Origin of the sequence: Methanofollis sp. UBA420 (genome assembly GCF_002498315.1) — an archaeon.
GTDB lineage: Archaea > Halobacteriota > Methanomicrobia > Methanomicrobiales > Methanofollaceae > Methanofollis.
The window spans coordinates 459,078-477,110 of the sequence record NZ_DAGX01000005.1 but is presented as its reverse complement, the minus strand read 5'-3'; the positions used below and the strand labels follow the sequence as shown (position 1 = coordinate 477,110).

The 18,033-nt window shown below is 63.6% G+C and carries 14 protein-coding genes; 10 read left to right on the top strand and 4 right to left on the bottom strand.

Annotation, left to right across the window (positions count from 1 at the left end; genetic code table 11):
- The first annotated feature begins 123 nt into the window (after positions 1-123).
- Entirely contained in the window at positions 124-570 is a 447-nt protein-coding gene (locus BP869_RS08530) for a DUF2721 domain-containing protein (protein WP_342678703.1), read from the top strand.
- Positions 571-576: 6 nt separating this feature from the next.
- Here BP869_RS08530 and BP869_RS08525 read toward each other — a convergent pair whose 3' ends face one another.
- Complete coding sequence (locus BP869_RS08525) at positions 577-1,065, bottom strand: YbhB/YbcL family Raf kinase inhibitor-like protein (RefSeq protein WP_342678701.1); 489 nt, start codon at positions 1,063-1,065, stop codon at positions 577-579.
- A gap of 105 nt (positions 1,066-1,170) precedes the next feature.
- Between BP869_RS08525 and BP869_RS08520 the strand changes: the two genes are divergently transcribed.
- From BP869_RS08520 to BP869_RS08500, 5 genes are read left to right on the top strand one after another with little or no spacing between them, the layout of a single operon-like run.
- Entirely contained in the window at positions 1,171-1,590 is a 420-nt protein-coding gene (locus BP869_RS08520) for a ribonuclease HI family protein (RefSeq protein WP_342678699.1), read from the top strand.
- A gap of 23 nt (positions 1,591-1,613) precedes the next feature.
- Positions 1,614-1,850 (top strand): hypothetical protein, encoded by a 237-nt coding sequence (locus BP869_RS08515; protein WP_342678697.1) that lies wholly within the window; start codon positions 1,614-1,616, stop codon positions 1,848-1,850.
- The gene (gene cas4, locus BP869_RS08510; protein WP_342678695.1) at positions 1,847-2,398 is read left to right on the top strand and encodes a CRISPR-associated protein Cas4; all 552 of its coding nucleotides are present in this window, start codon (positions 1,847-1,849) and stop codon (positions 2,396-2,398) included. The genes BP869_RS08515 and cas4 overlap by 4 nt, the downstream gene beginning before the upstream one ends.
- The gene (gene tsaA, locus BP869_RS08505; RefSeq protein ID WP_342678693.1) at positions 2,395-2,808 is read left to right on the top strand and encodes a tRNA (N6-threonylcarbamoyladenosine(37)-N6)-methyltransferase TrmO; all 414 of its coding nucleotides are present in this window, start codon (positions 2,395-2,397) and stop codon (positions 2,806-2,808) included. The genes cas4 and tsaA overlap by 4 nt, the downstream gene beginning before the upstream one ends.
- A gap of 18 nt (positions 2,809-2,826) precedes the next feature.
- The gene (locus tag BP869_RS08500) at positions 2,827-3,972 is read left to right on the top strand and encodes an MFS transporter (protein WP_342678691.1); all 1,146 of its coding nucleotides are present in this window, start codon (positions 2,827-2,829) and stop codon (positions 3,970-3,972) included.
- Here the strand turns inward: BP869_RS08500 and BP869_RS08495 are convergent.
- Positions 3,908-5,743, bottom strand: a complete 1,836-nt coding sequence (locus tag BP869_RS08495) for an aldehyde ferredoxin oxidoreductase family protein (RefSeq protein ID WP_342678690.1) — start codon at positions 5,741-5,743, stop codon at positions 3,908-3,910. The genes BP869_RS08500 and BP869_RS08495 overlap by 65 nt on opposite strands.
- 189 nt (positions 5,744-5,932) lie before the next feature.
- Between BP869_RS08495 and BP869_RS08490 the strand changes: the two genes are divergently transcribed.
- The 4 genes from BP869_RS08490 (at position 5,933) to BP869_RS08475 (ending at position 9,464) form a co-directional block, all read left to right on the top strand.
- Positions 5,933-6,811, top strand: coding sequence for an Mrp/NBP35 family ATP-binding protein (locus tag BP869_RS08490; protein ID WP_342678688.1), 879 nt, complete (start codon positions 5,933-5,935; stop codon positions 6,809-6,811).
- Entirely contained in the window at positions 6,812-7,120 is a 309-nt protein-coding gene (locus tag BP869_RS08485; protein ID WP_342678686.1) for a hypothetical protein, read from the top strand.
- A gap of 256 nt (positions 7,121-7,376) precedes the next feature.
- Positions 7,377-8,621 (top strand): Glu/Leu/Phe/Val dehydrogenase, encoded by a 1,245-nt coding sequence (locus BP869_RS08480; RefSeq protein ID WP_342678684.1) that lies wholly within the window; start codon positions 7,377-7,379, stop codon positions 8,619-8,621.
- Positions 8,622-8,720: 99 nt separating this feature from the next.
- Positions 8,721-9,464: a hypothetical protein gene (locus tag BP869_RS08475; protein WP_342678682.1), complete on the top strand. Its 744-nt coding sequence runs from the start codon at positions 8,721-8,723 to the stop codon at positions 9,462-9,464.
- 224 nt (positions 9,465-9,688) lie between these two features.
- Here the strand turns inward: BP869_RS08475 and BP869_RS08470 are convergent, their stop codons facing one another.
- Positions 9,689-12,919: a lectin like domain-containing protein gene (locus tag BP869_RS08470; RefSeq protein WP_342678680.1), complete on the bottom strand. Its 3,231-nt coding sequence runs from the start codon at positions 12,917-12,919 to the stop codon at positions 9,689-9,691.
- A gap of 17 nt (positions 12,920-12,936) precedes the next feature.
- Positions 12,937-18,030: a PKD domain-containing protein gene (locus BP869_RS08465; protein ID WP_342678678.1), complete on the bottom strand. Its 5,094-nt coding sequence runs from the start codon at positions 18,028-18,030 to the stop codon at positions 12,937-12,939.
- Between the last annotated feature and the right edge of the window lie 3 nt (positions 18,031-18,033).

The window sequence follows — 18,033 nt, the reverse complement described above, 5'->3', positions numbered from 1 at the left end:
ATTGCCATCCCCCGTCTATCCCGAGCGTGAAAATCCCTATCTTCCCCCCTCTTCCAGAGCCCTTTTTTCCCCGCACGAGAAACCCTGATCCGCACGCCACAACGACAACGTGCGGAGCATCACATGACAACAGCAGACATCATCCAGACGATGCTTGCGCCGGGGCTCATGATCTCGGCGTGCGGCCTCCTCATTCTCGGGATGAACAACAAGTACTCCCTTGTCTTCAACAGGATACGCCTCCTCGACGAGGAGAAAAGAAAGAGTTCCCGGTGCGGCGACGAGGATCCCGTTCACCGACAGAACGTCTGCGCACAACTCGCCGAACTGGGGGTGCGGGCGCGCCGTGAGAGGAATGCCATCATATGCTATTCCACCGCCGTGGCGGCCTTCGTCGTCACCTCGTTCATGATCGGCCTCTCCGACGTCCAGGGCCTGCCCGCCCTCTCCCTCCTCACCATCCTCTCCTTCCTCGTCGGGATGGTGCTCGTCCTCGCCGGCGTCCTCTTCGCGGCGCAGGAAGCCCTGATGGGCTACGAGATCATCTGCATCGACATGAAGGACGGATAAACCCCCTCAGGGCCGCCTGTACATCGCGAAGGTCTCGCCGTATTCGAGGGCGTGGCCCTGCATGGCGGCGACGAGGGCGTGCTGGTCCGAACCGGGCGCGAGGTCGAGGTGCGTGTCCAGGCCATAGACCCGGAAATAATACCTGTGCGCCTCGCCCCGCGGCGGGCACGGCCCCAGGTAGCCGATCCGCCCATAACTGTTCGTCCCCTGGACCATGCCGACCGGCGCCTCCACCACCTTCTCCGGCGGGACGCCCTCCGGGACCACCGCCCGCCCGTCGGAGTAGCGCAGGGGCTCGATGTTCCATGCGAGCCAGGGGGAGAAGGAACACCCCTGTTCATACGGGTTGTGCACGACCAGGGCGACCGACGGCGCCGACAAACCGGCGATCGTGAGCCGCGGCGAGATGCCCGCGCCGTCGCAGGTGTGTCTGACGGGAAACTCGACAAAGCCGAGGTCGACGCCGATCCTGTGCAGACTCCGCTCTCCTGTCATGACCTGACCTCTGTCCCGCCTCCTATATATCCCGCGGGGTGAGGTCGGACCTGTCCGCAACCATCAGCCATATTTAGCGTCCCTTCCAATTCTACTGGGAGAGCCATGTCTGACGAGGGTGGGCTTGATATCTATACGGATGGGGCGGCGCGGGGCAACCCCGGCCATGCAGCCTATGCCTACCTCCTCGTCGCGGACGGCGCCATTGTCCTCGAAGGCTCGGCCTATGCCGGTGTCACGACGAACAACACCGCCGAGTACCTCGCCATCATCCACGCCCTCGAAGCGGCGGCCGGGAGGACGGACGGCGACCTCTCCGTCTATTCTGACAGCGAACTCGTGGTCAGGCAGATGACCGGCGAATACCGGGTGAACAAGGAGCACCTCAGGGACCTGAAGGCCCGCGTCCTCGCCCTGGCCGGCAGATTCAGGTCGGTGCGTTTCGTCTCCGTCCGCCGGACCAACCCTTTTATCGGGCGGGCCGACCGCCTCTGCAACGACGAACTCGACCGGAGGGGTGCCTGACGGGCGACAGGGATGCCCCGCAGGTGATCTCCGCGGCCGAGATCGCCGAGTTCACCTACTGCGCTCTCTCCTGGCAGTTCGGCAGGAACGGCAGGAGCACGACCTCCGCGTCGAGCGAGCGGGGGATGCAGAAGCACGCCGAGGTCGGAAAAAAACTCTTTGCCGTTGAAAAAGCGCGGCGGGAGTTCTGGCTCCTGACCATCCTCGGGTACGCCCTGCTCGCCCTCGCCCTGATCATCCTCCTCAGGTGGTTGCAGTGAACATCTATCTGGGCGAGGTTTTGATCCTCCTCCTCCTTGGTGCGCTTGCTTTTTTCATCTTTGCGATCAGGAGGCACTACTCTGTTCAGCCTGTGCGGGAGGAGTTCGGGATCCCGGAGGGCGAACTCCTGTACACCGACCTCGACAAGGAGACCGGGACCTTCTTCTCCGAGACCTACCGGATCTCGGGGAGGCCGGACTACGTGCTGCGGGACGAGATGAGCGGGGCCTATATCCCGGTCGAGGTGAAGAGCGGGCGGGCGAGAAAGCCGTACTGGAACCATATTCTCCAGCTCGCCGCGTACTGCCTCCTCGTGGAGGAGCACTACGGCGTCCGCGTGCCGTACGGCATCCTGGTCTACGGCGAGGGAAAACAGCACCGGATCGAGTTCACCGACGACCTGAGAGAGCAGGTGCTCTCGACCGTGGCCGAGATGCGCCGGTGTCTGGACGGCGCCCAGGTCAGGCGGAACCACAATGCCCCGGCGCGGTGCCGGGGGTGCGGCCACCGGGAGGTCTGCCTCCTCGCGCTGGAGGAGGAGGAATGATGGATCTCGTGCCCATCGGGGTGATCCGTTCGCCGTATAAAGTGCCCGGCGACGCCCCGCGGCAGGGGCGTCTCTCCGATGTGGTGAGCGAGATCGAGGTCTTCCCTGCATATGCTCCGGCCCTTTCCGATATCGGGAAACACCGCCACCTGATCGTGCTGTACTGGCTCGACCGCGCCGACAGGTCGGCCCTGACGGCGACGCCGCCGGGGACAGAGCGGGAACTCGGCGTCTTCTCGACCCGGTCGCCGAACAGGCCAAACCCCATCGCCCTCTGTCTCGTCGACCTCGTCGCGGTCGAGGGCCTGACCCTCAGGGTCCGCGGCCTCGAAGCCCTCGACGGCAGTCCGCTCCTGGACATCAAACCCTATTCTCCCGCCATCGACGCCGTCTCCGGGGAGGCGGTCTGAACCACCGACTGTTCCCGGGTGCGGGGGATCGTCCTCGCCTCCCTTGCCGTCTTTGTAGCGATGGCCGGTCTCGGGGTGATCTCGCCCCTGATGCCCTACTATGCCGGCGCCCTCGGGGCGTCGGGCATCGTCCTCGGCCTCCTTTTTGCGGCCTTCCCTCTCGCCCGCGGCATCTTCTCCCCCTATGCCGGCGCCCTCTCCGACCGTGAGGGGCGGCGGTGGTTCGTGGTCGCGGGCCTCCTCGCCTTTGCCGCGATCTCGGCCCTGTACCCCTTCGCCGCGGGCGTCGTCCCCCTCTTCGTCGTCAGGTTCCTCCACGGCGCCGCGGCCGCGGTGGTGATCACTGTCGCCATGGCGAGCATCGCCGAGTCTGCCGACGACGATAAGGAAGGGGAGGCGATGGGCGTCTTCCACACCGCCATCTACCTGGGCATGGCGACAGGGCCGTTCATCGGCGGCGTCATCAGCGAGGCCGCCGGCATCCCCGAGGCCTTCTACACGATGGCGGCCCTCGCCGCCGTCGCCGGCATCGCCGCGGTCGCCCTCCCCGCCGGACGGCCGCGGCCGCCGGCGCCCGGCCTCACGCACCCCTTCCTGACGATCGCCGCGGACAGGCCGATGGCGGGCATCCTGGTCTTCAGAGCGGTCCACGCCCTCGGCCGCGGGAGCATCCTTGCCTTCGTCCCCCTCTTCGCCCATGCCCGCGGCATCGGCCCCGAGATGGTCGGCCTCCTCCTCTTCGTCCACATCCTGGTCATCGCCGTTCTCCAGATGCCAAGCGGACGCCTTGCCGACCGGGTGCCCCGGCCCCCCCTTGTCCTTGCCGGTTCCCTCGTCTCGTCGGTCGCCCTCCTTGCCGTCCCCTTCACCGACTCCTTCGTCCCCCTTCTCCTCGCCTGCTCGGCGACAAGCCTCGGCACCGCCCTCTCCATGCCCGCGGCCGCGGTCATGGCCGTGGATCAGGGGAAGAAGTGGGGCGTGGGGGCGTCCCTCGGCGTCTTCAACACCGCCTTCTCCGCCGGCATGATCGCAAGCCCCCTCATCTCCGGTCTCGCCCTCGACCTCTTCGGGACAGTCGGCGTCTTCTGGACGGCCGGCCTCATCGGGCTGGCAGGGAGTGCGGTGTTCTTTCTTTTTTCCTGGGGAGAGAGGGAGACACGCTGATCCCGAGCTCTTTCAGTTTTTCCGGCGTCGGGACACCTTCCTCGTCCCAGCCCCGCAGCCTGTAATACTCCGAGAGGAGTGGCTCCCTCTCCCAGACCCGCCCTGCCGGCGCCCCGTCCTTGAGGGGTTCGGTGAGGAGACGGGGAGGCAGGGTGTCGTCGGCCTTCGTGTACCCCGCCTCCAGGTTGAAGACCTGCTGGAGGTTCCAGATCCGTTCACCGATCCGCATCAGGTCCGCGGCTGTCACGGCCATGCCCGTCACCCCGCGGACCAGGGTGGCATAGTCGTCGGCCCCGAGGGCGAAGGAGGAGAAGAGGCACATCCCCGAGGAGTCGATCGCCGCGGTGAGGTCCTGGAAGGCCTTCGTCCACTCTGCCTTCCCCTCGTCCGCGAAGGGGTCGAGTTGCATGGGCAGGCCGAGCACCTCGGGCGAGATCAGGTAGGCATAGACATGGTCGCCGCCGCGGACAGAGGTGGCGTACGCAAGGCCGTGTCCCTGGAGGCCCCGCGGGTCGTACGCCGGGAGTTCCTGCTTCTTGACCGACATCGAGAGTTCGGGGTGGCCGTGGCGGGCGGCGAAGGCATAACTCCCATCGGCGAGGTCGGCCCCCACCCCCTGCCGATAGCCCATCGCCTCGATGAGGGGGACGACCTTCTCGCATTCTCCGAACCTGATGCCCGCGTCATAGTACCCCTTCTCCGTCATCTCCATCGCCGCGGCGATCGTGCCGCCGACAGAGATGGTGTCGAGGCCGAGGTCGTTGCAGAGGTTGTTCGCCCGGATTGTCATGGGGAGGTCGTGGCAGCCGATGTCCGGCCCGAAGGCCCAGACGGTCTCGTACTCCGGGCCGTCCCCTTCGACCCCGTCGATCTCGGTCCGCCTCCCGCAGCAGACGATGCAGGAGTGGCAGCACTTCTTCGTCTTCAGGTACCGGTCGGCGAGTTCCTCGCCCGAGACCGCGGAGGCCTCGGGGTCGTACCCGCTCTGGAAGTTCTTCGTCGGCAGGATATGGTGCTCGTTGATGATGTTGACGAGAATAGCGGTGCCGTAGGTGGGCAGGCCCTTCCCTGTCACCGGGTTCTCCCTGAGTTTCCTGCGGGCTTCGACCTTTGCCTCGTCGAGCGCCTGCGGGTCGGCGACCTCGATCTTTCCCTCGCCGCGGGCCGCGACCGCCTTGAGGTTCTTGCTCCCCATCACCGCCCCGACGCCGCCCCTTCCTGCCGAGCGGTAGGTCTCGTTCATGATCGAGGAGATCAGGCTCAACCTCTCCCCGGCAGGCCCGATGCAGAGCACTTCGGTCTTCGGGCCGTCTGTCTCGGCCTCGATCGCATGGACCGTCTCCCCGACCCGCAGGCCCCAGTGGTCCGAGGCGTCCCTGATCTCGGCCTCGCCGTCGTGGACCCAGAGATAGACGGGCTTTTCTGCCTTCCCCCTGACGACGACCGCGTCGAACCCGGCCCTCTTCAGTTCCTTCCCGAAGAACCCGCCCGAGTTCGCGCTCGTCAGCGTCCCGTTCAGGGGCGAGCGCGTCACCACGTCGAAGCGCGATCCCAGGGGTACGCCCGTACCCGTCAGGGGTCCGGTGGCGAAGACCAGGATGTTCTCCGGGCCCAGCGGGTCGGTGGAGGCGTCGATCCCGTCGGAGAGGATCCTGACCCCGAGGCCCCTGCAGCCGAGATAATCTCTCTTCAGGTCGTCGGGGTACGGCACCGGCGTACACGTCCCGGCCGAGAGGTCGACCTCCAGCAGTCTGTCGGCATATCCTTTCATGGTCTCACACCCCCTCAGGGGACACCGGGATCAGATAAATGTACCCTGTCGATCTTTCCGGCCGGCGACATCTCCTTTCTTCTCCGTTTCTCCCTGACGGCCTGTTGCCGGTATCTAAAGCCTTTAACGGGCCGGCACACAGATACTTATAGAAGTGTTAAGAGCACACCAATCTGGGAGATAATTATCATGGCAGATAACCAAGTTCAGCAGGAAGGATGCTCCGGCAACTGCTCCTCATGCCCGAGCGCCCAGCAGGAAGGGTGCGACTCGTCGAAGAAGGGCCTCCCCCCCAAGGCGAAGATCGACGTCAAGCACGTGATCCTGGTCCTCTCCGGCAAGGGCGGCGTCGGCAAGACGACCGTCTCCGTCAACCTTGCCTCCGCCCTCGCCAACCACGGAAAGACCGTCGGCCTCCTCGACCTCGACATCCACGGCCCGAACGTGCCGAAGATGGTCGGCGCCGAAGGACAGCACCTCGCCGTCATGGGCAACAAGATCGAGCCCATCCAGATCACCGGCAACCTCTCTGTCGTTTCGATGGAGTTCCTCCTCCCTGACGCCGAGACCCCGGTCATCTGGCGCGGGCCCATGAAGATGGCGGCGATCCAGCAGTTCCTGGAGGACGTGAACTGGGGCGCCCTCGACTACCTGGTCGTCGACCTCCCGCCCGGCACCGGCGACGAGGCCCTCTCCATCATCCAGCTCGCCCCCAATGTGGACGGCGCCGTCATCGTCACCACCCCGCAGGAGGTCTCGACGATGGACTCGAAGAAGGCCGCAAAGTTCGTCGAGAAACTCGAACTCCCGGTCCTCGGCATCATCGAGAACATGAGCGGGCTCATCTGTCCCGACTGCGGGAAGGAGATCGACATCTTCGGCAAGGGCGGCGGCAAGAAGGCTGCTGAAGAGCTCGGTGTCCCCTTCCTCGGCGCCATCCCCATCGACATCGAGATGCGGAAGGCTGGCGACGAGGGCAGGCCCTTCATCAACAGGCACGCCGACTCGCCTTCCTGGAAGGCGATCGACGCCGTGATGGAGAACCTGGTGAAGGTCGTCGAGGGGTAAATGGATCTTCTCCGGGTGCTTCAGGGGAATGGGGAGCCCCTCGGCATCTATACCCAGATCGCTGCGGCGGTCCAGGACATAACCTCTTTTCCCGACCTCCTTGAGCCGATCTATGCCGAGACCGCAGGTTTTTCCGATGTCGAGCTCGACAGCCTCCGCTTTGCCCTCCTCCGTCTCCAGGTCTATGCCGATGTCCACCGGTACGAGGACATGGAGGGGACGCAGCGGATGAAGTACGTGGCGCAGGTCCTGGAAAAGATTATATTCGGTTCGCTGATGCTCGGCGGAGAACCGCCGGCCGGTGAGTAGCCGGTATCCTTCTCTTTTTCCGGGACTCACTGTGCCCGTGCCCGGTATCGGGTGCACCGGGGTGACAGGACCGGGACGATGCGCAGGTAGGAAATTTCCTTCCCCCTTCGATCTTCGCCGGACGATACCTGCTAATTTCCACCAGATAGATATATTCGGGCCTATTTTTTTGTATTTTTAAAGAAATATTTTTTATGTGATTCGACACGTATAAAACAGATCGCATGCAATCTTATCAGGAATATTGGTGAACGCAATGACCAATGACAATCCGTTTGAGATGGTGAAGCAGCAGATCAGTGCCTGCTCAGAATACCTGAACCTCCCCCAGAATGTCGAGGAATACCTCATGACCCCGATGCGGGAGATCCACGTGGCATTCCCGGTCAGGATGGACGACGGCTCTTTCAAGGTCTTCCAGGGCTACCGTGTCCAGTACAACAACGCCCTCGGCCCCACGAAGGGCGGCATCAGGTTCCACCCCGGCGAGACGATCGACACGATCCGGTCCCTTGCGGCCCTCATGACCTGGAAGTGCTCCCTCCTTGACCTCCCCCTCGGCGGCGGCAAGGGCGGCGTCGTCTGCAACCCCAAGGAACTCTCTGCCGGCGAACTCGAGCGGCTCAGCCGCGCCTATATCCGCGCGATCTATAAGGTCATCGGTCCCGACTGCGACGTCCCGGCCCCTGACGTCTACACCACCCCCCAGATCATGGCCTGGATGATGGACGAGTACTGCACCCTTGTCGGCCACAATGCCTGCGGTGTCATCACCGGCAAGCCGGTCGTCCTCGGCGGCTCTGAGGGCCGTGGCGACGCCACCGCCCGCGGCGGCTGGTTCGTCATCAGGGAAGCGGCAAAGGACAACAATATCGATCTTGCGACGGCAAAGATCGCCATCCAGGGCTTTGGCAATGCCGGTTCCCACGCCGCGACCCTGGGCGACTCCTTCGGCTGCACCATCGTTGCAGTGAGCGACAGCCACGGCGGCGTCTACAACGAGAACGGTCTCGACATCCCGGCGCTCGTCGCCTACAAGCAGAAGACCGGCGCGGTCAGGGACTTCCCCGGTGCGAAGAACATCACCAACGAAGAACTCCTTGAGCTCAAGGTCGACGTCCTCGTCCCGGCCGCCCTGGAGAACGCGATCAACGCCTCCAACGCCGACAAGGTCGGGGCAAAGGTCGTCGCCGAACTCGCGAACGGCCCTGTCTCTCCGGAAGCGGACGCGATCCTCTTCGCGAAGAAGATCCCGGTCATCCCCGACTTCCTCTGCAACTCCGGCGGTGTGACGGTCTCGTACTTCGAGATGGTCCAGAACTTCTCTCTCGACCGCTGGGACGAGGAGAGTGTCCGCGCTCGCCTTGAGCGGAAGATGACGAAGGCCTACCACGAGGTCTACGCCGTTGCACAGGAGCACTCCATCTCCCTCCGTGAGGCTGCGTACACCCTCGCGATGAAGCGCGTCGTCGACGCGATGAAGCTCCGCGGCTGGGTCTGAACCGGTGTTTTCGCACCGGCCCAATACCTTTTTTCTCTTCTGTGCGTCTTCGCAGATTTTTTTGCTCCCGTGCGCCTGTAGTACACAGGTGAATATGCGATGGTACGCCTGAGCTGGGAGGCAAAACTCGGCCTCTTTCTGGTTGCCGTGAGCGTCGTCGTCTATGCGGCGAAGTTCTCTATCCTTGGCAATGTCGAGAATACCTACTATTATGTCTTCAACGCCCTCGGCTTCCTCCCCCTCAATGTCCTGCTCGTGACCCTCATCCTGAATCAACTCCTCACGATCCGGTCGAAAAGGGAGAAACTGGAGAAGATGAATATGGTCATCGGGACCTTCTTCTCCGAGGTCGGGACCGCCCTCCTGATCCGCCTCTCGGACCGCGACCCCCACCTGGACACGGTGCGGCAGGACCTGATCGTCGGGAACGACTGGTCAGACGAGGACTTTGCGCGGGTGCGGGCCCGCCTGGAGACGTGCGCCTGGTCGGCCGCGGCAGACCGGGACGAACTCGTCGCCCTCAGGTCGTTCCTGATGGCAAAGAGGAACTTCCTCCTGCGGCTCCTCGAAAACCCGGTGCTTCTTGAGCACGAAAAGTTCACCGGGGTGCTGAGGGCGGTCTTCCACCTCACCGACGAACTGGAGCGCCGCGAGGATCTCGCACACACGCCCGAGGCCGACCTGAGGCACCTCACCGGCGACGTCAACCGTGTCTACGGCCTCCTCGTCGCCCAGTGGCTCGACTACATGCAGTACCTGAAGACCAACTACCCGTACCTCTTCTCTCTCGCGATGCGGACGAACCCCTTCGACGAGACCGCGTCGCCGGTGGTGCGGGAATAATTTTCTTTTTTCGAGATCTGTCGGCTCACGCAGAGTGGGGTTGCTGTCTGCTCCTTGATCTCGGGACGTGCGTGGAGTCTTCCTGCCTTCCCCACAATCTGGACCGGGAAAGACAGAACAGGAAATCCTGAAGAAGGGATGTGCCGTCCCTCCCTATCCCATGTTTGGGGGACGTGCTCCTCAGCACAGGAATATTCCCGAGCCGAAAAAAAAGGAAATTGTGGTCAGCGTCTCCCTGCCCTGAGGAATGCGGCGCCGATTGCGAGGGCCGCGGTCCAGAGGGGCAGAGGCGACTGCTGTGTCGTCGGCGGGACCGTTTCCGTTCCGGTCTCCGTCGGTGTCGCAACGGCCGACCCGGCGCTGGCCGAGGTCACGACCGGTGTCGGGGTTGCGGGCGTGCCGCTCGCTGCCGCGATGGCGAAGAGGGAGAGACCATCGGTCTCGGCCTCGAAGTTGGCCATGCCGTCCTTCTCACCGGTGACCACGGTCGTGAGAGGTTTCCATGCGCCGTCGACGTACCTGAGAAGTCTGACGTCGCCGGCCGTGCAGGCGTGGGCCTCCAGCCATGCAGAAGGCACGGCGAAGGCGATGGTCTCGCCGGAGAGCAGGTCTTCGGTCGTGTGATAGAGAGTCGCCTCCACATAGGCATAGACCGCGCCGTCGGGAGCGTCTGCCGCCGACGGGCGTGTGGCCTTCTCCACCCCGACCATGAGTTTGTCGATCTCGCCCTTCGTCCTGAGGGTGACCGCCGTGATCGGGGTGTCACGCATCGTCAGGGTGACATTCTCCCCGGCATGCAGTCCGCCTGCCGCACCGACCGCCGCCTCGGAGTGGCCGCCGCCGCTGCCATGGGAGGGGGCATGGGCCGGTTCAGCGGTTGGTTCTGTCGTGGGTTCTACCGTAGGCTCTGTCGTGGGTTCGGGCAGCACCGAAACTGCCGCGAGGCCGAAGGTGCAGAAACCGTCGGGCGACGCGAATCTGAGGACCACCATCTCGCCCTCTCTCCGGACCTCTTCGGGCAGGAGGACGCTGGTGCTGCCGTCGTCGCCGATACGCACGACCCTGATGTTTGCGACGCCGCCGCAGGCATCCACCCATGCGGCCGGGACGCTCATCGTCACCGTGGCATTCCTGATCTCGCTCCCGTCCGTAAGGTTGGTCGTCCTGACTTCAAGGGACGCGGCAAGAGCGTCGATCTGCAATCTGTTCTCCGCGGCACCCTGCCGGAAGGCGCTCATGGTCTCTGCAGATGCATTGTTCCCGAGGACCGTGGAGATTGCCGCTCCTGCGGGCAGACCGGAAAGTTCCGCGCCGACGCCTGCCGAGACTTCACCGGCGCCCTCTGAGACGACCGAGACAGCCCGTGTCTCCAGGATGATCCCCTGGATGGTGCCGGTGATGGTGCCGTTTTCCTCGACGGCGTCGCCCGGCGTGACGAAGGTCAGGTTGAAGTTGTCTCCCGCGACCCGGATCCTCTTTCCGTCGTCGGAGACCGACGTCCGGCCGGACGCGTTCACCGAGACATTCTGCCCGGTGACGGTGCACCCGGGCACGTCCAGGGAGGCCTTTATTCCCTGTTTATCCGTGCCAGACGGGCTGACCGCGACGCTGCTCGTGTTTGCCCTGGTGGTGACCAGGCAACCGCCGTCGCCGTCGACCTGCCGCACGGCGATCCTGAGGTTCGAAGTTCCGCCCAGGAGGCCTTTCACCCTGACCGTGCCGAGCACGACGTTCGTGTCGCCTGCACGGACAGTGTCGTCGAGGTCGACGGCCCGCATCATGACGCCGCCGTCGGTCTCACGGGAAAGGTTGAGCCTCGCCCAGTCGGGGAAGGAGGCGCCGGTGACCGTGGCGACCTCCGGGTCGGCGACCGAGACGTTCATCTCGTACCCGGCAAGACCCCAGGGGGCGCGGTTCATGGTGATGGAAACCTCAGTCTCGTCACCCGCGTCCAGGGATGCCTGCCCCGTGCTGAACGAGAGTTTTGGTTCCTCGTAGACGGTATAAGCCTTCAGGCAGACATTTGTGTCCGGCATATGGGTGGTGAGGTCTTCCCACGCGACGCCGTCGGCACTGATATAACTCTCACCTGCCCCGGCCTGTGCGCCGGTGGAGAAACCATCGATCGGTTTCTCGACTGCCAGGGGCTGGTAGTAGTCGGGCGTCGTGAGTTTGACGACCACCGAGAATCTCTGGCCGGGCCTCAGGGGCACGGGCATCGCAAGGGGGAAGGTATGGTAACCGGGCAGGACCTGGGTGCCGGAGATTGTCGTCACCGGACCGTCGGCCGAGATGGGGCCGTCTGTCGGGTCGAGGTAGACCGAGACCTCGTAGGCGGCGTTCGGAGCCGTCGTGAAAAATCCGACCGCTCCCAGGCTGTTGCCCGAGGTGGCGGTGAAGACATTGGCGGCGTACGCCGTCTCGCTCCCGAGGCCGCCCGCAGCGGTCCAGCCCAGGGGGTCGTGGAGGTAGACGTCCCGGTAGTTGTCGGTATTTTCAGCGGTGAAGACCGCCTTGCAGCCGCGGTCGGCGTCATAGTACGACTGGTAGAAGTAGCCGTCGTCGCCCCAGTCGGCGTTCCAGGAGTTTCTGACGATGAAGGCACCGTCGCCCGGCGGTTCGAAGGTGAAGTTTTTCTTGCTGTAGGTGTCGTCCCACCCGACGATCAGGACGGCATGACCGTCGCCGACGAGCCAGGGGTCATAGTAACTGGCATAATCCTCGTTGTAGAAACCATTCGACCAGTACATCGAGGAATACACGCCGCCGTACTCTTTGACAGCCTGCTTGATCAGGGTGACATTGGAGCGATCTTTCCGTATCGGCAGGAAGTCGACGTCCTGGACGTGCTTCTGGACGGTGAGGCCCGTGGGGGAGACGCCCGAGACCTCGCTGTACGGGTCGTCGGCCTCGTTCACCGGGCCAGACCATCTGGAGAGGTAGGCGGTGGCCATGTAGGCGTTCCCGCCTTTGTCGTGGGCATAGTCCAGGCCATGGGTGTTTTTCAGGTTGTTCTCGGAGAAGTCCCGGACCTCCTCGGGGAGGAGGGTGGACTCCAGGGAACCGAGGGCCGCAAATGCCCAGCAACTCCCGCACTCTCCCTGGTCCTTCACCGACCCGACTCGCCCTTCGTCGCGGAGGTCGAAACGGCTCTCCGAGGGTGCGGGCCTGAAGGCCGAGGTGGTCTGCATCTCGCTGCCCTCGGGCCAGGCGACCGTCACCGGCGAAGGTATCTCGCCGCAGATATCGTCTGTGCTCTCGCCTTCTTCGATGGAGGCGGCGGCCATCATCATCCTGTCGGCCGGTGCCTCTTTTTCCTCAAGATATTTGACATACTCCGGGTTGAGCGGCGCCTCGGTCATCTCCAGTGCGGAGGCTGCAGGGGCCGCGGCCCCGAGAAGCAGGAAGGCGCAGAGGAATGCGCCTGCCAGACCTTTCAGTATTCTGTTATCCATATCTCCAGCCACCTGTCTCATGTTCTGTCGGTCTCCATGTACCGGTGAACGGTCACGACGTCGTCGAAGTCGATCCTGCCGTTCCCGTTGTAATCGAAGACCCGGGAGTTCTTCTGCGAGGTGATGCTCTCGAAGTGTTCGAAGTAGGCGCTGATATCGCCGAAGTCCAGTGTACCGTCGCCGTTCACGTCCTCGAAGAGGCCGTCGCCGTCACCGTCGCCGGGGATGCTGACGTACCCGGGGAGGGGCGAGAGGCCGACGACGTCGATTGTGCCCGGTCTGCAGACCACGGGGGTCTCTTCGCCGTTGTCCGCGTAGACCTCAGGGTCGCTGGCCGTGATCCCGACCATGCCGTCGGTGAGGCCCCTGATCTTCAGGGTGGCGAGGACGACGTTCTCCGCTCCGGCCTCGACGGTGGTGCCGTCGTCGGTCGCGGAGATGGTGACGGTGGTGCCGGGCAGGACACCCTCACGTGACTGTGCGCCTCCCATCGTGGCGAAGCAGACGTCGGTGATCCGGGCGTTGTCGTTATCGAGAGAGACAGTGAAGGTATAGTTCTTCAGGCCGTCGGGGAAGTGGTCGACGACGATGGCGACGTTGCGCTCTGTCCCGGCGGCAACGGTTGTGTTGAGCGGGGCGAACGAGATCACCGGGGCGATCTCGGTGAGGGTGATGTTGTCGAGCCATCCGCAGTCTTCGCCATAGGAGTTGTACGCACGCTTCTCGTACGTCCACCGCAGGGTGTGCTCGCCCTTCTCCAGGGTGTAGTGCATATCCTGCCAGCCGTCGCCCTTGCCCGCAATCTCCTTCTGCATCTCGCCGTCGATGGAGAAGGCGAGGACGTCGGAGTACTTCATCGAGTAACTGTCATAGGAGGAGACCTGCCAGTCGAAGGTGAGGTTCTTCGGGCCTGTGACCGTGGTCTCGATCCATGACTGCTGGCTGCGTTTGATAGCACCGGTGTGGCCGCAGCTGCCGTGGATGTAGGTCTCGTTTACGTCGACGAACCAGGGGACGTCGCCGCCTGTCGTCCAGGCGAGGCCTTCTGCGTCGAGGGCATCCTCGAAGGTCGGGGTGACCATGATGTAGCCCTTCTTGACTTCCATCTGCCCTTCAGGGGCGGTGTCCTTCTGCACGATGAGAGTGACATTGTAGAGGCCGGGCTCGGTGTAGGTGTGCGTCTGGTTCCTGCCGACCGCCGATTCCTTGTCGCCGAAGTCCCAGGCCCAGTGGGTCGCGGTGCCGGTCGTGTACCCGGTGAAGTCTACGGTGAGCGGGACCTCGCCCCGCGTCACGTTGCCGACAAAGTCGGTGTCGTCGACGGGCGTGAAGGTGACGTTGTCGAGCCAGCCGCAGTCCTCCAGTATGGCGGAGGTGGAGTCCTTCTCGTACACCCACCTGACGGCATGCGTGCCGAACCCGAGCCTGTACTCCTCTTCAGTCCAGTCTTCAGGGTAACCGAAGATGTTCTTTTCCTCCTCGCCATCGATGAAGAGCCTCAGGTAGTCGTGCCTGGGCTCTGAGGAGACATTCCAGGCAAAGGCGAGGATGCCGGGGCCGGTGATGTTCGCCTGGAGCCATGACTCCTGGTTGTCGCCGATGGCGCCGCTCCGTGCCGAGGTGGTGCCGGTGTGGACACAGTCGACGTCGACGAACCAGGGGGCGTTGCCGCCGGTGGACCACTCGAAGTCGGGGGCCTCGACGGCCTCAGGAAGGGTGGCGAAGGGGACGAGCGTGATGGTCTGCGTCGTGGTGCTGGTGCCGGCGTCGTTGGTAACCGTCAGGGTGACGGTGTACTCCCTGACCTCCTCGAAGGTGTGGACAGGGTTCTGCTTGTCTGATGTTGCGCCGTCGCCGAAGTCCCAGGACCAGGCGGTCGGGCACCCTGCCGAGGTGTCGTTGAACTGCACCGTCGCCGGGGCCATCGCCCGCGTCACATTGGCCTTGAAGGCGGCCGTCGGCTGGATGGCACCGTAGGTGTAGGTGACGTTGTCGAGGTGGCCGCAGTGTTGTGACGAGTGGTAATACGCGTTGGTGTAGGTCCACCTGAGGGCGTGCTCTCCGGGCGGAACTTCATAGTACACGCCGGGCCAGTATTTGCCCTGCTGCGTCCCCTTGATCTGCGAGACACTGGTCCCGTCGGCCGAGAATACCAGCAGTCCGCAGTAGGTGGAGGAACTGGTGTTGATATTCCAGTTGAAGGTGAGCACGCCGGGGCCGGTGACCGTCGTCTCGATCCAGGTGGCGTTGCTCTTGGATGAGATGACGCCGCTCCTCGCGGAACTCCCGCCTGTCAGGGCGCAGTAGAGGTCGGTGAACCAGTCGACGTCGCCGCCGGTTGTCCAGGTAAGTTCTGGGGCCTCAACGGCCTCACCGAGCGAGATGAGTTTGATGACCTTCACCGTCTTTGTCACGGTGTCGGTGCCGAGGACGGCCGTACCGTCGGAGTTCCTCCCGACGATGTTGGTGACCGTCAGGGTGACGGTGTAGTCGCCCGTGTTCTCGTAGACATGGGTCGGGTTCTGTTCAACGGAGGTTTTGCCGTCGCCGAAGTCCCAGGACCATGTGGTCGGGAAGCCGGTGGAGGTGTCGGTAAACTGCACGGTCAGGGGTGCCATGCCGCGGTTCTCGGTCACGTTGGTGACGAAGTCCGCGATAGGTTCGCCGCCGCCGTAGGTGTAGGTGACGTTGTCGAGCCACCCACCGTTCTCCGCGGCGTCGGTCATCAACGTGGAGTAGGTCCAGGTGACGGTGTGGGCGCCGTGGCCGATGGGGTAGGTCTCATGGCGCCACTGGCTGAACTGGATCTTCTTGTACAGGTCGTCGTACTGGTCGGCGTCGTCGACCGCGAACTCCATCTTGCCCAGCGGCATTCCGGAAACCTTGCCGGGGTTCACATTCCAGTCAAAGGTGAGTGTGCAGGGGCCTTCGACAGTGGTCTGGACCCAGGATTTCTGGCCCGAGGTCAGCGCACCGGCGCTCTTGCCGGCACTGTAGTCGACATACTCCGGCCCCTTCACCGGGGACCAGGTGGCGTTGCCGCCGGTGGTCCATGCGAGATCAGGAGCGTCGAGGGCCTCCGCGAGGGTGACCTCGCCGATGGACCTGATGTATCCGGTTTTTGTTACGGTGTCTTCTACCCCGTCTCTGGTGACGGTGAGGGAGACGTCGTAGGTGCCGACATCAAAGATGTGGACCGGGTGCTGCTCCTCAGAGGTGGTGCCGTCGCCGAAGTCCCAGTGCCGGGCGGTGATCGCACCGGTGCTCTGGTCGGTGAACTGCACGGTGAGGGGTGCGTCTCCGGCGGTAGTGTTGGCGGTGAAGGCGGTGGCGATATGCTGGGTGTAGGAGACGTTGTCGAGCCAGCCGCAGCTTTTGCCGTCAGATTCGTCGCCATTCCAGTTGTTTTTCCAGTAAGACCATTTGAGGATGTGTTCCCCGGGTCCGACTTCGAATGTCGCGTCTTTCCACGTCTCGTCCAGTCCATCGATCTGCATCTGGTCCTTGCCGTCGAGGGCAAAATAGAGGGCTTCGTAGTATTCATCGCACGAGACCTTCCAGGAGAAGGTCAGGGTGCCGGGACCGGTGACTCCTGTCTGCAGGTCCGAGAAGCCGACTTCCCATTCATCGGCGGAAAATGTGCCGCTCCGGGCGCAACCACCGCCGATGCCGTCACCGACCTCGACTGTCCAGTCCTTGTCGCCGGTGTTCACCCATGCGAGGTCCGGGGCGTCGAGGGCCTCCTTCAGGGTGGTGGGGACGGGAACCGGCTTCGGGGTGAAGGCGACGTTGTCGAGCCAGCCGCAGTCCTTGCCGGCGGAATCACCGCTGCCGTCGAGGTAGGTCCACCTGAGGGTGTGAGCGCCTTCACCGATTTCGAAGGTCTCACCGGTCCAGGTGAAGTCCTCCCCGGCGATGTTCTTCTGCGTCGCACCGTCGATGGAGAAACGGAGGAGGTCCGAGTACGTGGGATCATTGAGGTCGTCGCTCTCGTCGTAGCCAGACGAGACATTCCAGGCAAAGGTGAGGGTGCCGGGACCGGTGACGGTGGTCTCGATCCAGGAACCGTCACAGCAATAGAGGGCCTGACCGCTCATGGCGCAGCTGCCGCCGACGCCGTTGCCGTCCTCGACGGTCCAGTCGTCGTCGCCGCCTGTGGTCCAGGTGAGGGAGGGAGCGTCCACGGCCTCGCCCAGGGTGGACTTCGGGGGCTCAGGAGGTTTTGCAGAGGTGAAGGTGACGTTGTCGAGCCATCCGCCGTTCTCGGGCATGTCGCTCATCTTGGCTGCATAGGTCCACTGCAGGGTGTGCTCGCCCTCATCGAGGTCGAAGGACTCGTGCGTCCAGTCTATTGTCGCCGTGGTATTCCTGTAGTTCCCGCCAGAAGAGGTCGCGCCGTCGATGGAGAACTCCAGAATGCCCTGTGATGTGGTGAAGTTCTGGATGTTCGCCTTCCAGTCGAAGGAGAGGGTTCCGGCGCCGGTGACTGTGGTCTTGATCCAGGTGGACTCAGAACTGGAGAGTGCATCACTCCTGGCGCTGTTCCCGTCGGTCACCCCGTCCTGGATATTGACGCTCCAGTTGGCGTCGCCGCCTGTGGTCCATGCGAGGTCTTCAGCGTCGAGAGCCTGACCGAGCGTGTACTCGGGGAGTGCGCCGGGTGTGAAGGTGACTGCATCAAGCCATCCGCAGTCATCGCCTGCTGAACCCATTTTGTGGAAGTGCCACGTGAGGTTATGCTCGCCATCGGAAACAGGAACTGATTCCTTTTTCCAGGTGTTTTCCGTCCCCTTGATCTCCTTTAACTTTGCTCCGTCAAGGGCAAAGCTCAATGAACTGCTATCAGAGCACGAAGTATTCCAGGAGAAGGAAAGGGTGCCAGGTCCGGTAATTGTGGTCTTGATCTCGGAGTCTCCGACGAATCCTGAGACTGTGCCACTCCGGGCCGAGCTCCCGCCTGTCACGGCGTGTTCGGTATCGACCGTCCAATCGACATTGTTGCCGGTCGTCCATACGAGGTCGGGGGCGTCGACCGCGGCCCCGAGGCCTGTGTCTTCCGCGGCCGCGGGCATCGCCATCAGGCAGAGAAGGCCGATGGCAACGACCATCATGGT

What these genes read in the sequence shown, in the direction of transcription:
- BP869_RS08525 (WP_342678701.1), bottom strand. Translation starts at nt 1,065, where the DNA reads ATGACAGGAGAGCGGAGTCTGCACAGGATCGGCGTCGACCTCGGCTTT.
- BP869_RS08495 (WP_342678690.1), bottom strand. Translation starts at nt 5,743, where the DNA reads ATGAAAGGATATGCCGACAGACTGCTGGAGGTCGACCTCTCGGCCGGG.
- tsaA (WP_342678693.1), top strand. Translation starts at nt 2,395, where the DNA reads ATGATGGATCTCGTGCCCATCGGGGTGATCCGTTCGCCGTATAAAGTG.
- BP869_RS08520 (WP_342678699.1), top strand. Translation starts at nt 1,171, where the DNA reads ATGTCTGACGAGGGTGGGCTTGATATCTATACGGATGGGGCGGCGCGG.
- BP869_RS08490 (WP_342678688.1), top strand. Translation starts at nt 5,933, where the DNA reads ATGGCAGATAACCAAGTTCAGCAGGAAGGATGCTCCGGCAACTGCTCC.
- BP869_RS08485 (WP_342678686.1), top strand. Translation starts at nt 6,812, where the DNA reads ATGGATCTTCTCCGGGTGCTTCAGGGGAATGGGGAGCCCCTCGGCATC.
- BP869_RS08465 (WP_342678678.1), bottom strand. Translation starts at nt 18,030, where the DNA reads ATGATGGTCGTTGCCATCGGCCTTCTCTGCCTGATGGCGATGCCCGCG.
- BP869_RS08480 (WP_342678684.1), top strand. Translation starts at nt 7,377, where the DNA reads ATGACCAATGACAATCCGTTTGAGATGGTGAAGCAGCAGATCAGTGCC.
- BP869_RS08530 (WP_342678703.1), top strand. Translation starts at nt 124, where the DNA reads ATGACAACAGCAGACATCATCCAGACGATGCTTGCGCCGGGGCTCATG.
- BP869_RS08475 (WP_342678682.1), top strand. Translation starts at nt 8,721, where the DNA reads ATGGTACGCCTGAGCTGGGAGGCAAAACTCGGCCTCTTTCTGGTTGCC.
- BP869_RS08470 (WP_342678680.1), bottom strand. Translation starts at nt 12,919, where the DNA reads ATGGATAACAGAATACTGAAAGGTCTGGCAGGCGCATTCCTCTGCGCC.